The organism is uncultured Roseobacter sp. (assembly GCF_947499265.1).
In the GTDB taxonomy this organism is placed as follows: Bacteria; Pseudomonadota; Alphaproteobacteria; order Rhodobacterales; family Rhodobacteraceae; genus Roseobacter.
In genome coordinates this window covers 474,347-488,224 of the sequence record NZ_CANMNK010000004.1, presented here as the reverse complement: position 1 = coordinate 488,224, position 13,878 = coordinate 474,347, and the positions used below count along the sequence as shown (strand labels likewise).

Genomic DNA, 13,878 nt, shown 5'->3' with positions numbered 1-13,878 from the left:
TGGCGTCAACAGTTAGGTTAAATAAGCGTTAACGCCTGACCCGGGCTGGGCGGCAATACTAAGAAGATCAAAGACATAACGCGCCTGTGAGCGGAAACAAACGAGTTGGAAACTCTCCGCATCCGTCATCCAGAACGCGGCGGGCACCTGTGCCATCCGGGTGCGTCGAAACATGCCCGGCGCGAAGTTTTCAAGCGACAGATCCACGGGGCAGAGTTTCGCAAGGACCTCGCGCGCCTGCGTACCGGTGATCCGGAACGCCGCGCGCGCATCCGACACGTTGACCGCCAAAGCGTGGGCATTGCCCAGCGTCTCGGTCATCTTGTCGATGTTCGCCGCCACCATGTCGTACGGGCATAAGATCAACAACTCATCCGGGCTCATCCAGCAGATCCCGCGATCCTCAACGCAATTGGCCTGATTGGTGCCGGGCATCTCTACCTCCGCCGCGCCCGTGGCCGCTTTCTGGACCGCCGAAGACGCCAGATCGCCGCGCAGCGTTATCATCCCCTGCAGGGAAAGCTCCATAATCCGGGCGATGCCGGTCTCAGACGCGGCGCCGGCAAGTGCGGTGATCGGTTCAGACATTCCCCTTCTCCCCTTCCTTGTCATAGAATACCGGATCGACAATGCGCGCCTTGAATGTCGCGCCCTCGGTTCCGGGGAATTCGATCACCTCGCCCATCCGGTCCGGCCCATGCAGCACCAGTCCCATGGCGATGCCTTTCCCGAGATTTGGTGAGTAATAGCTGGAGGTGACACGCCCGATCATGTTTTTCTGACCATTGGCGTTTTCGCCCTCGCCAACCGCATAGGCGCCATCCGGCAGCACCGCCCCGGATAGGGTTTCAAGACCCACAAGCTTCCAGCGGGTAGGGTCCGTCATATGCGATCTTTCCTGCGCGCGCTTGCCCAGAAAATCCTCTTTCTTCTTCGAAATTGCCCAGTGCAATCCCAGATCCTGCGGGATCACCGTGCCGTCGGTCTCATCCCCGATCATGATAAACCCTTTTTCCGCCCGCAGGATGTGCAGCGCTTCGGTCCCATAGGGCATCACGCCGAGATCGTTCCCGACAACCATCAGCGCATCCCAGAACGCCTGCCCGTGGCCTGCATCCACGGCGATCTCATAGCTCAGCTCGCCAGAGAAGGAGATGCGATAGACCCGGACCTTGAACCCGCCCAATTCGCCATCCGCCCATTCCATGAAACCGAGCGCCTCCTTGGACACGTCCATGCCGCCGAGCTTTTCCAGCGCCGTGCGCGCATTGGGACCAACAACGGCAACCTGCACATATTGTTCGGTGACATTGGCCACATAGACCTGCCAGTCCCACCATTCGGTTTGCAGCCACTCTTCCATATGCTGGTGGATGCGTTCGGCGCCGCCCGTGGTCGTGTGGCAGAGGAAGGTCTCCTCGTCGATCCGCGCCACCACGCCATCGTCGATCAGGAAGCCGTTTTCGGAACACATCAACCCGTAGCGGCATTTGCCCGGCTTCAGGGTCGACATCATGTTGGTGTAGAGCATGTCAAGGAAACGCCCCGCATCCGGGCCCTTTACGATCAGCTTGCCCAGCGTGGAGGCATCCAGCAGACCCAGATTTTCGCGCGTATTTTTCGTCTCACGCATCACCGCATCATGCACCTTCTCGCCCGGGCGCAGATAGGCGTAGGGCCGGCGCCATTGCCCAACCGGTTCCCAATCCGCGCCATTGGCATCGTGCCAGTCATGCATGGGGGTGCGGCGCACGGGCTGGAACACATCGCCGCGCGCCTCGCCGCCGATGGCCCCCATCGAAATGGGTGTGTAGGGTGGGCGGAACGTGGTGGTGCCCACCTGCGGGATCGATGTGTTCAGCGCACCGGCCAGCGTCGCCAATCCGTTGATGTTGCTCAACTTGCCCTGATCCGTGGCCATGCCCAATGTCGTGTAGCGTTTCGCATGTTCGACACTTTCAAAGCCCTCTTGCGCGGCGAGCTGGACGTCGGAGACTTTGACATCATTCTGATAATCCAGCCAGGATTTGCTGCGCAGTTCAACACCAGCACCCTGTGGCATCAGCCAAATTGGCATCATCGGGGCCTCTTCCGGGCTCTCGCCCACCGGGCACCGCGTCTGTTTGACCTTGAAGCCTGAAGCAGCGGCCGCCAGTTTGCCCGCTTGATCCCCATCACCCAGCACATCGCTCAGGTGCAGCGCGCCGCTTGCAGCCCCCGCGGTGGTCACAAAGGGCTGTCCATCGGCGCCGGTCGGCGCTTTGTCCACATCCGGCCTGAAATGCGCCTGAGCGTCGTCCCAAGACAGTTTGCCACCGCAATGCGACCAGAGATGCACGACGGGAGACCACCCGCCCGACATGGCCACGGCATCGCAGGCAATCTCCTCCAAAACAGCACCTTCGCCCGCCTGACTGCAGACCGCGACACCGGTCACGCGCTTGCCGCCTTTTACCTTTGCGACCGCGTGTCCCATCATCACGCGGATGCCCATGGCCTTGGCCTGCTCCATCGCCGGGCTGTCCTCCGCCAGCACACGGGCATCCAGGATGACAGGTACGCTGAGACCCGCGTAATTAAGGGCAAATGCCGTAAGGTAAGCGTCATCGTTGTTGGTGACGATCACCGTGCGGTCCCCGGCCGAGACCCCGTAATTGACCACATAGTCGCGCAGGGCCGAGGCCAGCATCACGCCCGGAATGTCGTTTCCGGCAAAGGAAAGTGGCCGCTCGATTGCGCCCGTCGCCGTCACGATGTGGCCTGCGCGGATTCGCCATAAACGGTGGCGTGGACCGGGTTTTTCGGGCGCGTAGTCACGCAGTTGCTCGTATCCCAAAACGTAACCGTGATCATAAACGCCCGCGCCCATCATCCGTTTGCGCAGGGTGACATTTGGCATCGCTTCAAGCTCGGCGACGGTTTGTTCCACAAAGTTATCCACAGGGATGCCATCCACGGTGCCCCCGTCGACCGGCGCACGCCCGCCCCAATGGGCGGTTTGCTCGATCAGAAGAACCTTTGCACCTGACGCGGCTGCGGTTTTGGCCGCCTGCAAGCCCGCGACACCCCCGCCGATAACCATCACATCGCAGAAGAAATAGAAATGTTCGTAGGTGTCAGCGTCCCGCGCCTTTGGTGCCCGGCCCAGCCCTGCGGATTGCCGGATGAAAGGCTCATAGACATGCTTCCACAGCGGGCGTGGATGGATGAACATCTTGTAGTAGAAACCCGCGGGCAGGAAACGGCTGAGATGCGTGTTGATGGCGCCCACATCGAATTCGAGACTGGGCCAGTGGTTCTGACTGGTCGCGGTCAACCCGTCAAACAGCTCCGTTGTGGTGACACGCTGGTTGGGTTCAAAACTGCCCTCGGCGCCGAGGTTCACCAGACCGTTGGGTTCTTCGGCGCCCGAAGCGACGACACCGCGCGGCCGGTGATACTTGAAGGAGCGCCCGATCAACATCTGATCGTTCGCCAGAAGCGCCGAGGCGAGCGTATCACCTTCAAAGCCGCGCAGCTGCTTGCCATTGAAGGTGAAAGACAGCGCTTTTTCTTTGTTGAGCAGGCGACCGCCTGCAGCGAGGCGAGTGCTCATTGATCAAACCTCAGCGTCGGTGTGGGGGTGGGGAGCCTCCGGCGGGGATATTTTTGGCCAGAAGAAATGGGGCACGGGATCATTTGAACGCCCTCCAAGACCAGCCCGGGCGGGCCTCGCTGATTTTGTCACAGATCTCTTTTGGCGGCTCAAAGGTCTGGGCTGGATAGGTGCCGAAGACCTGCAAGGTTGTGGTGCAGCGCGCTGCGTGAAACCATTTGCCGCAGCCATAGGCATGACGCCAGCGCTCAAAATGCACGCCCCGGGGGTTTTCGCGCATGAAGAGGTATCCCTCTAAATCATCATCCGTGGCACCGGGGCCAAAGCGTTTGAGGTGGGCTTCGCCACCGCCATGAAATTCGGTTTCTTCTGCGGTCACACCGCAAACGGGACAGGTCAGCGTTAGCATGAGGGCATTCCGGCAATCTCGTCGCGGCACAGCAAAGAGGCGGGCGTCACAAGACGCCCGCCTCCGGCGGTCCGCACAATTGAGTGGGAGCTATTCGACGACAGCCGGTGCTGTTTCAGCAGGGGCTGCAGGTGCGGACTCGATGGCTGCCGGATCACCAGCTGCATCAGGATCGGATGGGACCGTGCCGGTACCCAGTACCGCCAGCAGGAAGACAAACGCGCCGATAACCAAAAGCGCGATAAAGATGCCTTTACCACTGACACCGTCGTTGTGGGTCGTATAGTCAGCCATGGTTGTGTCTCCTTGTTACGGGAGGCCAGTCTGTCGGCTGGGGCACGGGTCGCAATATCGGCGGGAATCCCCGGTGTCTTTCGGCGAGGGCAAGCCGGAGTGACACGCGCCTGACGGCTGAAAAGTGCCGATCGCTGTGGCGCAGCGGCACACCGCAAAAGGCCGCCCGGATGAGAAATCACCCCGGCGGCCTTGTCTTTGGTATTATTGGTGTCGTCAGTCGCCGGAAACAGCTTCGGCGGCGCCTTCGATGACGGTGTCGGGGCCTTCGACCGAGATTGCATCACCCGTGGTGAGCATGAAATACGCCAGAATGGCGACGACGGCCACGAGGATACCAACGATGAATGCAAGGCCCGTGTTGCCATTGCCGGAAGAGCCATGTGTTTGGTCAGACATTGTTTTTCTCCTTTTCGCGTTGCGATTGGAGAAGAAACAAGCCGGGCCGCAAAAAGGTTCCATAGCCTTTGCTGCAGCGCGGAATGGCCAGGGCACATTTTTCGGTTTAGTATTCCGGTATCTCTACGTCTAAGGAGCATCTGATGAGCCACGAAATGATCGCCGTTATGGTCTTTGGCGCCCTTGCAGCCGTGGCGATTGTCATGCTGGTCATCGAGCGCCGCGGGATTGCGGCACGCAAGGCGGCCAGAGGCGGGCGCGAAGTCGATGTGAGCAGCCTGATCGCCTTCGGATCGGCGGCAGGCGAAGGCGATCGCAAAAAAACGGACGACAAAGACGGGTAGCAGATGACCGATACCTTTTATCTGGTCGCTCTGGGGCTGATGATATTCTGCGTTGTGCTGATCGTTTTGCGCGGCCTGAGACGCAAACCCGATGGGAGCAACAACAAAAGCGATATTGGGGGTGGCCCCGGTTCCGATCCCTGACATCAGTGCGCCACCCCAGCGGCGACGCTTTCATCGATGAAGCGCCCTTCGCGGAACCGCTCCATGCCGAATGCATCCGTGAGCGGGCTGTGCCCTTTGGCCATCAATTCCGCCATGGCCCAGCCGGAGCCCGGCGTTGCCTTGAACCCGCCCGTGCCCCAGCCGCAGTTGATGAAGACGTTCTCCACCGGTGTCTTCGACAGAATGGGCGAGCGGTCCCCGGTGATGTCCACGATCCCGCCCCATTGCCGCAGCATTTTCAGGCGGCTGATCATCGGGAAGGTTTCGACCAGCGCACGCACGGTTTCCTCGATATGGTGGAATGACCCGCGCTGGGTGTAGTTGTTGTAGCCGTCGGTGCCACCGCCGATGACCATCTCGCCCTTGTCAGACTGGCTCATGTAGCCGTGCACCGTGTTCGCCATGACCACCACGTCCATGCAGGGCTTGATCGGCTCGCTGACCAGCGCCTGAAGCGCCACGGATTCAATCGGCAGGCGGAAGCCCGCAAGGCCCGCCACGTGACCGGAATTGCCCGCCACGACGATCCCCAGCTTGCCGCAATCAATCGCCCCCTTTGAGGTATCGACGCCGACAACCTTGCCACCCTCACGGCGAATGGCGGTCACCTCGCACTGCTGGATCACGTCCATGCCCATGTCCGAACAGGCCCGCGCATAGCCCCAGGCCACCGCATCGTGCCGCGCGGTGCCGCCGCGCGCCTGCCACAGGCCGCCCAGCACCGGGTAACGTGGCCCGTCGATATCGATGATCGGCACCAGCTCCTTCACCCGTGTCGGATTGATGAATTCCGTCTTCACCCCCTGCAACGCATTGGCATGGGCCGTGCGCTGATACCCCCGCACCTCATGGTGCGTCTGCGCCAGCATGATCACCCCGCGCGGGGAAAACATCACGTTGTAGTTGAGATCCTGGCTCATCGTCTCATAGAGCGACCGGGATTTTTCATAGAGCGCCGCCGACGGATCCTGCAGGTAGTTGCTGCGAATGATCGTGGTGTTGCGCCCGGTATTGCCGCCGCCCAACCAGCCTTTTTCCAGAATGGCGACATTCTTGATGCCGAAACGCTTGCCCAGATAGTAAGCCGTCGCCAGACCGTGACCGCCTGCCCCGATGATGATGACGTCGTATTTCTTCTTCGGCTCTGCCTTGCGCCACGCCCGTTCCCATCCTGTGTGATAGCGGGCAGCCTCACGTGCCACGGCAAAGACAGAATAACGTTTCATGGCAAGACCACCCCAAGACGAAAGACACCGGATTCGCGCAGGCACCCGGACTGCATCAGTTCTGCGCGACTTGGCGAAAAAGAGGATACCGAGCGCGGCGCTTTCTAACAAGTTTGCGACACCGCGCGCAATTCTGACGGCAACACGCGCACCCGTGATCATTTGTCCCTTTTGCGCGGGCACATTGATCGCTACATCAGGCGTTCAAGGAGCGTTTGAACATGACCTTTTTCTGGATTGTCGCTGGTGTGTTGGCACTTACCGTTGCGGCACTGCTCGCTTTGGGCTTGCGCGCGCCACGGCAAGGGGCAACAGAACCTGCCGCGGCCTACGACCTGCGGGTCTATCGCGATCAGCTGCGCGAGGTGGACAAGGATCTGGCGCGCGGTGTGGTCAGCGCCGCAGACGCCGAACGCATCCGTGCGGAAGTGTCACGCCGCATTCTTGCCGCCGACGCCGCCATGCAGTCAGATCAGATCACAGCAGATGCGGGTAAGGGCGCACCAAAGTTCGTGGCTGGCATGCTGGCCCTGGTTCTGATCGGCGGCAGCTTTGCGCTTTATCTGCAATTGGGCGCGCCGGGCTATGGTGATCTGGCGCTGGCTGACCGTATCGAAATGGCAGAGAGCGCGCGAACTGAACGCCCCAGCCAGGAGGCCGCAGAGGCCAGCCTGCCCGAGGTGGGCACACCTGAAAACGCCAGCCCCGACTATGTGGCCCTTGTCGAGCAACTACGCGACACGGTCGCTCGGCGTCCCGATGATCTGCAGGGCAATATCCTCTTGGCCCAGAACGAAGCCAATCTTGGCAATTTCCGCGCTGCAGCCCGGGCGCAAAGTCAGGTTCTGCGGCTCAAAGGGGACACGGCGGACGCCACTGATTTCATCGATTATGCGGATATGCTGGTGCTGGCAGCCGGAGGATACGTGTCGCCCGAGGCCGAAGCCGCCCTGCGCACAGCGCTCAGCTTTGACCAGACCAATGGCACCGCGCGCTATTACATGGGGCTGATGATGGCCCAGACCGGTCGCCCCGACACAGCCTTTCGCATGTGGGATGCCCTGCTGCGCGAAGGCCCCGAAACCGCGCCCTGGATCACCCCCATTCTCGCGCAGATCGAAGACATGGCCTTTCGCGCTGGCGTCACCTACCAGATCCCCCAGATCGGCACCGGCCGCGGGCCGAGTTCGGCGGATATCGAAGCCGCAGGTGATCTGACCCCGGCGGAACGGATGGAGATGATCCAGAGCATGGTGGGGGGTCTGTCAGAACGGCTGGCCAGCGAGGGCGGCACCGTGGACGAATGGGCGCAGTTGATCGGTGCGCTTGGCGTGCTGGGGCGCACCGCGCAGGCCCGCGCGGTCTATGAGAACGCCATCGAGGTCTTTGCCGATGATACCCGCGCGCTGGATTTGCTGTTGCGCGCAGGCCAGCGCGCCCAGGTGGCTGAATGATCTTCGATGAGGTCGGCGCGTTTGCTCAAGCCCTGCCCCCCTTGCAAAGCATCGCAGGTCTTGATCTGGGCACCGTGACCCTTGGCGTCGCCGTGTCAGACACGTTTTTATCTGTCGCAACGCCGCTCGAAACAATCAAACGCCGCAAATTCACGCTCGACGCTGCCCGTCTGGCCGAAATCGTGGCCGAGCGGCGGATCGGGGGGCTTGTGCTGGGTCTGCCGCGCAATATGGATGGCTCCGAGGGGCCACGCTGCCAATCCACACGCGCCTTTGCGCGCAACCTGGAAAAGGTCGACGGTTTGGACATTCCGATCACGTTCTGGGACGAGCGCCTGTCGACCGTCGCCGCCGAACGTGCCTTGCTGGAGGCGGATACGTCGCGAAAACGTCGCGCCGAAGTTATTGATCACGTGGCGGCAGGATATATCTTGCAGGGAGCGCTGGACCGCATTCGGGTCATTCGCGCGGCATCAGAAGGGTAAAGCATGACAGACGACATCTGGCGCCGCGACGAGGTGGAAAGCCCCTGTATCAAGGTCTGTGTGATCCATCCCGAGGCGCGGCTGTGCACCGGCTGCCTGCGGTCGATCGACGAAATCACGCAATGGTCCCGCATGACCCCCGAAGCACGACGCACAGTGATGGAGGCCCTGCCCCTGCGCAGTGGCCAGATCACCAAGCGTCGCGGTGGCCGCGCCGCGCGTCTCGCCCGCTGATCGCGAGGTTCTGTGTCAACACGCCGCCACCAGCAATAAGCTGCTCAAAGACCAGCGCAAAAGGAGACCCATTTTTGACGTTTGGTCCCGTCAGGGTAGAATTGTGATAATGTCTGTCATGAAGTTTGATGCAGACGCAAAAACCGAGGCTTTGACGGATGCCGGGCAAAAAAACGAGTGAGGAAATAGGGGCGTCGCAGGCGACCAAGGTCTCGCACGCAGCGGAACAGTTGCACTCAGCAGACTGGGAGCAGCGTGTGCTGGCCGCACGGGCAAAGCGCGAGAAAATCCTGGCGGAGAAAAACAAGCAGGCCAAGACGCCCGCCACCGAAGCAAGTGACGCGGTAAAATCCACGCCAAAATCAAACCCTCTGAACAAAGCATCCGCGCGCGCGGTACGCTCCGACCTCGCCGCCGTACAGAGACCTGAAACGCCCAAGCGCTCTTCGAAGCCTCCGGTCTTGCGGGCTATTCGACCGCCATCGGAGACAGCACCCAAACAAGATTTTTCAGCCCTGTTCACGAGTGCGGCGAAGCAGGCCAAGCAGGCTTTGAGCCGCAATGCCCTGATCGCTGTGGCATGTTGCGCGGCCCTGGGGTTTGGCCTGTCCTTCGGATTTAGCACAGCCATCGGGTTGGACGGCCTTTCCCGCCCAGAGACAGCCGATACCGCGCAGAATGTTATCCAAGAGCAAGCACAGCCCATTAAGGTCTCTGACCTTGAAGCTGATGTGTCCGGGGATCAACAAGCCGCGCTCGACGCAAGTTCGGCACCAGATGATGCAGTAAAACCGACAGAGGCATCCGCACCGGTCCTCGCCATCGCCCCCGAAAAGAGACCGGTTGAGCGACCTTTCACCCAGCCGACCGCGCTTGACGCCTCTTTACCCAAAATTCATGTCTACGCGCCCGACAGCGTGACAACCGCAGCGCTCGATCAGAACAAATCGCAATTGAACACCGGCGGGTTTCAAATCGCCGATGTTCAGCGCGTCAGGCTGACGATTTCGGCACCCCATGTCCGGTTTTACGATGTGACCGACGCTGCCATCGCATCAACGCTGGCGGATGATCTGCAGATTGAGGCGCGCGATTTCAGTCAGAGCGGGCATGGCGCGCCGGGACGCATCGAAGTCTGGCTTGATGGCACCTCAGACAGAAGAACCAGCCGACGCAGTTCGCAAAATCCTGTGGATGAACTGATCCGCCTCGGCAACCGGTTCATCCGCAGCCTGCAGTGACCCCTGGGTCTGTCGCGGGATGCAAGCTCGTCAAACAGCCTGTTTCTTACGCGCCTTGATCATCGTGGCGGCCTGCGTATAGCCCCCTGACGCGCCATCAATGAAGTGAATGTGATCATCGGTCAGGATTGAGGGCACGATGCAGGTCATCATCGCCTGATCCTGCTCAAAAAGACCGTAGTCCACCGCACCTTTCGCCTGAGCATCGGCAAGCAGGGATTTGATCTGCGCGAGCGTAGCTGCGTCACAATCAAGGGTCATTTTCAAACCATCGTCGTATTTTCGGAAATCCGAATTGCGACCGGTAATGCGCGCATAATGCCGCGCGTTGAAGCCGCCGATTGTCCACCCGGTGCGAAAGAGAAACCAGGCGATCAGCGTCTCAAACAGGATCTTGCGTCGGGTCGCGCCCAGCGATCCTGTGCCTTTGCTGGCATGCGCCTCCAGCAGGACGCCGGGGGGCGGCCATTGCGTTTCCGGCCCCTCCACCGGGACCGGATGCCCGCCACGCTCCAGCCCTTTCGCCAGTTGAATGACGTCGCCCGCTACCTTGGTGAATTGCGCGTCATCCACACCGCCAACCGGTTGCAGAACCAGCGAGAGGATCGTGCCGTTTCTGGATGAGGTCGGCGTCCAGCGGCAAGAAAGCCCGGTCAGGTCAGGGACTGTCCCGGAAGGCGCTGGGTTAAAGCCATATACCCCTGATTTCAAGGCGTTTTCTGCCCAGGATACGCCACCCCCATTGAACATTGCGTAGTCGGCACCTTCGGACGCCCGGTAGCGTGCAACCCCGATCTGCAATCCCGCCGCCACGATGTCGCGCACCGGCACCAAACCCGCGCGCAGCCCGATCTGGAACTCTTCCTGCGCCCAGCATTGTACTGCACGCAGCGCTTTTTCCGCGGCTTCCGCCTGTTCCGGCCAAATCGCGAAGGTGGCGCCATCGCCGCCAAAAACAAATGGGAAGGCTGTCTTGTCAGAGGCATTGATTTGTGCCGAAATCACCGCCGCTCCGACCATATTGACGGTCTTGTACCGCCCGTTGGCTACTTCGACCGTTGAATTGACCACGTCGGAAACGCCGATCAACCAGTCATCAGGCAGCGGCGTAAAGCAACCCGCATCACACAGGCTGTCGAAGGCCGAAATCTTTGGAAGATCGGTGTAGAAACTGTCTGTTGCGCCCGCTTTACCCATGCACCCACATTTCCCACACGGGGAGATTTCCGGTACCCTGCAAGCACCTATGCGGATGATTTACCACAAAACGGTCGCAGGCCAAAGTGTCGCGGATCAGAGACTGGGCCCCCTATCCTACGAGGCCACTTGAGCGCGGTATGCGACGCTATTGCGCCTGTAGCTTGCGTGCCTCTTCACCCGCAAGATGCAAAAGCTGCTGCATGAACGGTTTTTCCAGGTCGTCGGTCCGCACGGCGGCATAGAGCCTGCGGGTGATACCATCCTTGGTCAGCGGACGGGTGACATAGTCAGATGAATACTTCACCTCGCGCACCACCCAATCCGGCAGAACCGACACCCCCCGGTTCGACGCCACCAAAAGCAGGATCACCGCGGTAAGTTCCACCTGCCGAATGGCGGCAGGTTCCACTTTTGCCGGGATCAACAACTGGCTGAAGACATCAAGACGGGTGCGTTCCACCGGATAGGTGATCAGCGTTTCACCCCGAAAATCAGCAGCCTCGACAAAGCGCTTATCCGCAAGCGGGTGGGTACTTGCCGCAACGAAAACCGGTGCATAATCAAAGAGCTCCACGAATTTCACACCCGGCAGATCTTCGGGATCAGAGGAAACCACCAGATCGACCTCTTCCTTGAGCAAAGCTGGCAGCGCGTCAAAGGCCAGCCCGGGCCGGATGTCCACATCAACATCGCCCCAGCTTTTGCGAAACTGCTCAAGCACCGGGAACAGCCACTCGAAACAGGCGTGGCATTCGATGGCGATATGCATCCGCCCCGTGCTGCCTTCACGCAACCCGGTGAATTCTTCCTGCAAGGCCTGAATTTGCGGCAGCACCTGATGCGCCAGCTTCAACAGGCGCAGGCCCGCGGGTGAGAGTTTGAGAGGTTTGGACCGGCGCACAAATAGCTCAACCCCCGCCTGATCTTCCAACCCTTTGATTTGATGGCTTAAAGCGGACTGCGTAATATGCAGCTGATCCGCGGCACGCGCCAGGCCACCCGCCTCGTGAATGGCCTGAATGGTCCGCAGGTGACGAAACTCAATATGCATATTGTCCTCATATTAAAGATGAGAGTTATGAATTTGTCTCACGAAGCCAGATATGGCACAAGGTGTCAAATCATGAGGAACCGCGCCCGATGCCCACGCCATCCGTTTCGTTCGAAGTCTTTCCCCCCCGCTCGATTGATGCCTCGTTCAAGCTTTGGGAGACCGCACAGGCGCTGGCACCGCTGGAGCCACGGTTTTTTTCGGTGACCTATGGTGCGGGCGGCAGCACACGTGATCTGACCCATGATGCGGCCTACACGCTGCACAAATCCTCTGGGCTTCCGGTGGCCGCACATCTGACCTGCGTCGGCGCGTCCAAAACGGAAACCCTCGCCATCGCGCAGCGCTTTGCCAAGGCGGGCGTCACCGATATCGTGGCACTGCGCGGCGATGCGCCTGAGGATCAGGACAGCTTCACACCGCATCCCGATGGCTTTGCCAATTCCTGCGAATTGATCGAAGCTTTGGCGCAGTCCGGGCAGTTCACGTTGCGCGTTGGCGCCTATCCCGAAAAACACCCCGAAGCTGCCAGCCAAAAAGCCAATATTGACTGGCTGAAGGCCAAGATCGACGCAGGCGCGGATGAGGCCATTACGCAGTTCTTCTTTGAAGCGGAGACCTTCCTGCGCTTCCGCGATGATTGCGCCAAGGCGGGCATCACCGCCCCGATCACCCCCGGTATTCTGCCCATCATCAATTGGACAAGTGCCCGGAAATTTGCGCTGCGCTGTGGGGCATCGGTACCCGCCTGGCTGGATCAGGCTTTCGACACTGCGATCCGCGATGATCGGCATGATCTGCTGTCGACCGCGATCTGTACCGAGCTTTGCTCAACCCTGGTGGACGAAGGTGTTGACGCGCTGCATTTCTATACGCTCAACCGGCCTGAGATGACGCGCCAGATCTGCCACGCCCTGGGCGTCACACAGGCCATTACCGGCGTAAGAGACGTCGCGTAACCCTTGAGAGCGAAACGCGAAACTGCATACCTTTGAGGGGACTAATCCCTCGGAGTGCCCCATGCCCATCGCCAAATCACCCGCCGATTTGTTGTCCCAATCCGACATTCTTTCGATGTCTGGCCTGGAGTTCATGCAAGGCATCCTTGAGGGCCGCAATCCGGGTCCGCCCATCGGTGAAACCATGGGATACACGCTGCAAGATGTCAGCGATGGGCGCGCTGTCTTTCGCGGCACGCCCGAATTCAATGTGACAAACCCCATGGGCACCGTGCATGGGGGCTGGTACGGCACGTTGTTGGATTCCGCGATGGCCTGCGCGGTGATGACCCGGGTACCACGCGGATCGATCTACACAACGCTGGAATTCAAGATCAACATTCTGCGCAACATCCCCCTCGGCACGACCATCGATTGCATTGGCGAAGTTGATCATTCAGGCCGCTCCACCGGCGTCGCACATGGTGAAATCCGCGGGCTTGAAGACGGCAAATTATACGCAACCGGTTCCACCACCTGCATCATCATGAAAATCGCCTAGCGCATGAGCGGCAAATTTGTACCGATACGGATACAGGGAGTTGAAAAACGCGCGCGCGCCTGTTATCGAGCGCGGACGGAAACCCTGACACCAGAAAGGTCAGTCATGAAGAATCGTTGGATCCAAATGCTATCTGTAGCGGGCGTTGTAACCAGCTAGAGCGGTCTGACAGGTTTCCAATCCGAAGGCCGCCTCATGATGCGGCCTTTTTTTATTTGTTCCCCCTCATGTGGCGGCTTTCCATCATCCATGGAGAGTAAATATGCCAAACTTATCAATAT

At 60.1% G+C, this 13,878-nt stretch carries 16 protein-coding genes; 8 read left to right on the top strand and 8 right to left on the bottom strand.

All coding sequences use genetic code 11. The features are described 5' to 3' along the window. Positions 1-12: 12 nt before the first annotated feature. The 5 genes from Q1A63_RS13460 to Q1A63_RS13440 all read right to left on the bottom strand — a co-directional run bounded on the left by Q1A63_RS13460 (position 13) and on the right by Q1A63_RS13440 (position 4,697). Positions 13-588, bottom strand: coding sequence for a sarcosine oxidase subunit gamma family protein (locus Q1A63_RS13460; protein WP_298972423.1), 576 nt, complete (start codon positions 586-588; stop codon positions 13-15). Continuing rightward, positions 581-3,595, bottom strand: a complete 3,015-nt coding sequence (locus tag Q1A63_RS13455; protein WP_298972421.1) for a sarcosine oxidase subunit alpha family protein — start codon at positions 3,593-3,595, stop codon at positions 581-583. The genes Q1A63_RS13460 and Q1A63_RS13455 overlap by 8 nt, the downstream gene beginning before the upstream one ends. Positions 3,596-3,674: 79 nt before the next feature. Next, on the bottom strand, positions 3,675-4,004 hold the full coding sequence (locus tag Q1A63_RS13450) for a sarcosine oxidase subunit delta (protein ID WP_298972419.1): 330 nt from the start codon (positions 4,002-4,004) through the stop codon (positions 3,675-3,677). Between the two features lie 90 nt (positions 4,005-4,094). Beyond that, positions 4,095-4,298, bottom strand: a complete 204-nt coding sequence (locus Q1A63_RS13445) for a hypothetical protein (RefSeq protein WP_298972418.1) — start codon at positions 4,296-4,298, stop codon at positions 4,095-4,097. A 216-nt stretch (positions 4,299-4,514) separates the two neighbouring features. Further along, a complete protein-coding gene (locus Q1A63_RS13440; protein ID WP_298972415.1) occupies positions 4,515-4,697 on the bottom strand; it encodes a hypothetical protein in 183 nt (60 codons plus the stop codon). 143 nt (positions 4,698-4,840) lie between these two features. Here Q1A63_RS13440 and Q1A63_RS13435 point away from each other — a divergent pair, with 143 nt between their 5' ends. Both Q1A63_RS13435 and Q1A63_RS13430 read left to right on the top strand, forming a co-directional pair. After that, entirely contained in the window at positions 4,841-5,041 is a 201-nt protein-coding gene (locus Q1A63_RS13435; protein WP_298972412.1) for a hypothetical protein, read from the top strand. Between the two features lie 3 nt (positions 5,042-5,044). After that, positions 5,045-5,185, top strand: a complete 141-nt coding sequence (locus Q1A63_RS13430) for a hypothetical protein (protein WP_298972410.1) — start codon at positions 5,045-5,047, stop codon at positions 5,183-5,185. Positions 5,186-5,187: 2 nt separating this feature from the next. Here the strand turns inward: Q1A63_RS13430 and Q1A63_RS13425 are convergent, their stop codons facing one another. After that, positions 5,188-6,432 carry a sarcosine oxidase subunit beta family protein gene (locus tag Q1A63_RS13425; protein ID WP_298972409.1) on the bottom strand — a complete coding sequence of 415 codons (1,245 nt, stop codon included), beginning with the start codon at positions 6,430-6,432 and terminating at the stop codon, positions 5,188-5,190. A gap of 221 nt (positions 6,433-6,653) precedes the next feature. On the opposite strand from Q1A63_RS13425, the gene ccmI reads away from it, so the two are divergent. The 4 genes from ccmI (at position 6,654) to Q1A63_RS13405 (ending at position 9,846) form a co-directional block, all read left to right on the top strand. After that, a complete protein-coding gene (ccmI, locus tag Q1A63_RS13420; protein ID WP_298972406.1) occupies positions 6,654-7,886 on the top strand; it encodes a c-type cytochrome biogenesis protein CcmI in 1,233 nt (410 codons plus the stop codon). Further along, entirely contained in the window at positions 7,883-8,371 is a 489-nt protein-coding gene (ruvX, locus tag Q1A63_RS13415) for a Holliday junction resolvase RuvX (RefSeq protein WP_298972404.1), read from the top strand. The genes ccmI and ruvX overlap by 4 nt, the downstream gene beginning before the upstream one ends. A 3-nt stretch (positions 8,372-8,374) precedes the next feature. Then, on the top strand, positions 8,375-8,605 hold the full coding sequence (locus tag Q1A63_RS13410) for a DUF1289 domain-containing protein (protein WP_298972402.1): 231 nt from the start codon (positions 8,375-8,377) through the stop codon (positions 8,603-8,605). A 158-nt stretch (positions 8,606-8,763) separates the two neighbouring features. Then, the gene (locus Q1A63_RS13405; RefSeq protein WP_298972401.1) at positions 8,764-9,846 is read left to right on the top strand and encodes a hypothetical protein; all 1,083 of its coding nucleotides are present in this window, start codon (positions 8,764-8,766) and stop codon (positions 9,844-9,846) included. Between the two features lie 30 nt (positions 9,847-9,876). Here Q1A63_RS13405 and Q1A63_RS13400 read toward each other — a convergent pair whose 3' ends face one another. Both Q1A63_RS13400 and Q1A63_RS13395 read right to left on the bottom strand, forming a co-directional pair. Then, positions 9,877-11,043: a DUF3095 domain-containing protein gene (locus Q1A63_RS13400; RefSeq protein ID WP_298972399.1), complete on the bottom strand. Its 1,167-nt coding sequence runs from the start codon at positions 11,041-11,043 to the stop codon at positions 9,877-9,879. A 148-nt stretch (positions 11,044-11,191) separates the two neighbouring features. After that, the gene (locus Q1A63_RS13395) at positions 11,192-12,097 is read right to left on the bottom strand and encodes a LysR family transcriptional regulator (protein ID WP_298972393.1); all 906 of its coding nucleotides are present in this window, start codon (positions 12,095-12,097) and stop codon (positions 11,192-11,194) included. Positions 12,098-12,186: 89 nt separating this feature from the next. Here Q1A63_RS13395 and metF point away from each other — a divergent pair, with 89 nt between their 5' ends. Then, entirely contained in the window at positions 12,187-13,056 is an 870-nt protein-coding gene (metF, locus tag Q1A63_RS13390) for a methylenetetrahydrofolate reductase [NAD(P)H] (protein WP_298972390.1), read from the top strand. Positions 13,057-13,117: 61 nt separating this feature from the next. Beyond that, positions 13,118-13,597: a PaaI family thioesterase gene (locus Q1A63_RS13385; protein ID WP_298972387.1), complete on the top strand. Its 480-nt coding sequence runs from the start codon at positions 13,118-13,120 to the stop codon at positions 13,595-13,597. Positions 13,598-13,878: the final 281 nt, after the last annotated feature.

Bases quoted from the DNA above. Each gene is read 5' to 3' on its own strand.
- Q1A63_RS13460 (WP_298972423.1), bottom strand. From the start codon at position 588: ATGTCTGAACCGATCACCGCACTTGCCGGCGCCGCGTCTGAGACCGGC.
- Q1A63_RS13455 (WP_298972421.1), bottom strand. From the start codon at position 3,595: ATGAGCACTCGCCTCGCTGCAGGCGGTCGCCTGCTCAACAAAGAAAAA.
- Q1A63_RS13450 (WP_298972419.1), bottom strand. From the start codon at position 4,004: ATGCTAACGCTGACCTGTCCCGTTTGCGGTGTGACCGCAGAAGAAACC.
- Q1A63_RS13445 (WP_298972418.1), bottom strand. From the start codon at position 4,298: ATGGCTGACTATACGACCCACAACGACGGTGTCAGTGGTAAAGGCATC.
- Q1A63_RS13440 (WP_298972415.1), bottom strand. From the start codon at position 4,697: ATGTCTGACCAAACACATGGCTCTTCCGGCAATGGCAACACGGGCCTT.
- Q1A63_RS13435 (WP_298972412.1), top strand. From the start codon at position 4,841: ATGAGCCACGAAATGATCGCCGTTATGGTCTTTGGCGCCCTTGCAGCC.
- Q1A63_RS13430 (WP_298972410.1), top strand. From the start codon at position 5,045: ATGACCGATACCTTTTATCTGGTCGCTCTGGGGCTGATGATATTCTGC.
- Q1A63_RS13425 (WP_298972409.1), bottom strand. From the start codon at position 6,432: ATGAAACGTTATTCTGTCTTTGCCGTGGCACGTGAGGCTGCCCGCTAT.
- ccmI (WP_298972406.1), top strand. From the start codon at position 6,654: ATGACCTTTTTCTGGATTGTCGCTGGTGTGTTGGCACTTACCGTTGCG.
- ruvX (WP_298972404.1), top strand. From the start codon at position 7,883: ATGATCTTCGATGAGGTCGGCGCGTTTGCTCAAGCCCTGCCCCCCTTG.
- Q1A63_RS13410 (WP_298972402.1), top strand. From the start codon at position 8,375: ATGACAGACGACATCTGGCGCCGCGACGAGGTGGAAAGCCCCTGTATC.
- Q1A63_RS13405 (WP_298972401.1), top strand. From the start codon at position 8,764: ATGCCGGGCAAAAAAACGAGTGAGGAAATAGGGGCGTCGCAGGCGACC.
- Q1A63_RS13400 (WP_298972399.1), bottom strand. From the start codon at position 11,043: ATGGGTAAAGCGGGCGCAACAGACAGTTTCTACACCGATCTTCCAAAG.
- Q1A63_RS13395 (WP_298972393.1), bottom strand. From the start codon at position 12,097: ATGCATATTGAGTTTCGTCACCTGCGGACCATTCAGGCCATTCACGAG.
- metF (WP_298972390.1), top strand. From the start codon at position 12,187: ATGCCCACGCCATCCGTTTCGTTCGAAGTCTTTCCCCCCCGCTCGATT.
- Q1A63_RS13385 (WP_298972387.1), top strand. From the start codon at position 13,118: ATGCCCATCGCCAAATCACCCGCCGATTTGTTGTCCCAATCCGACATT.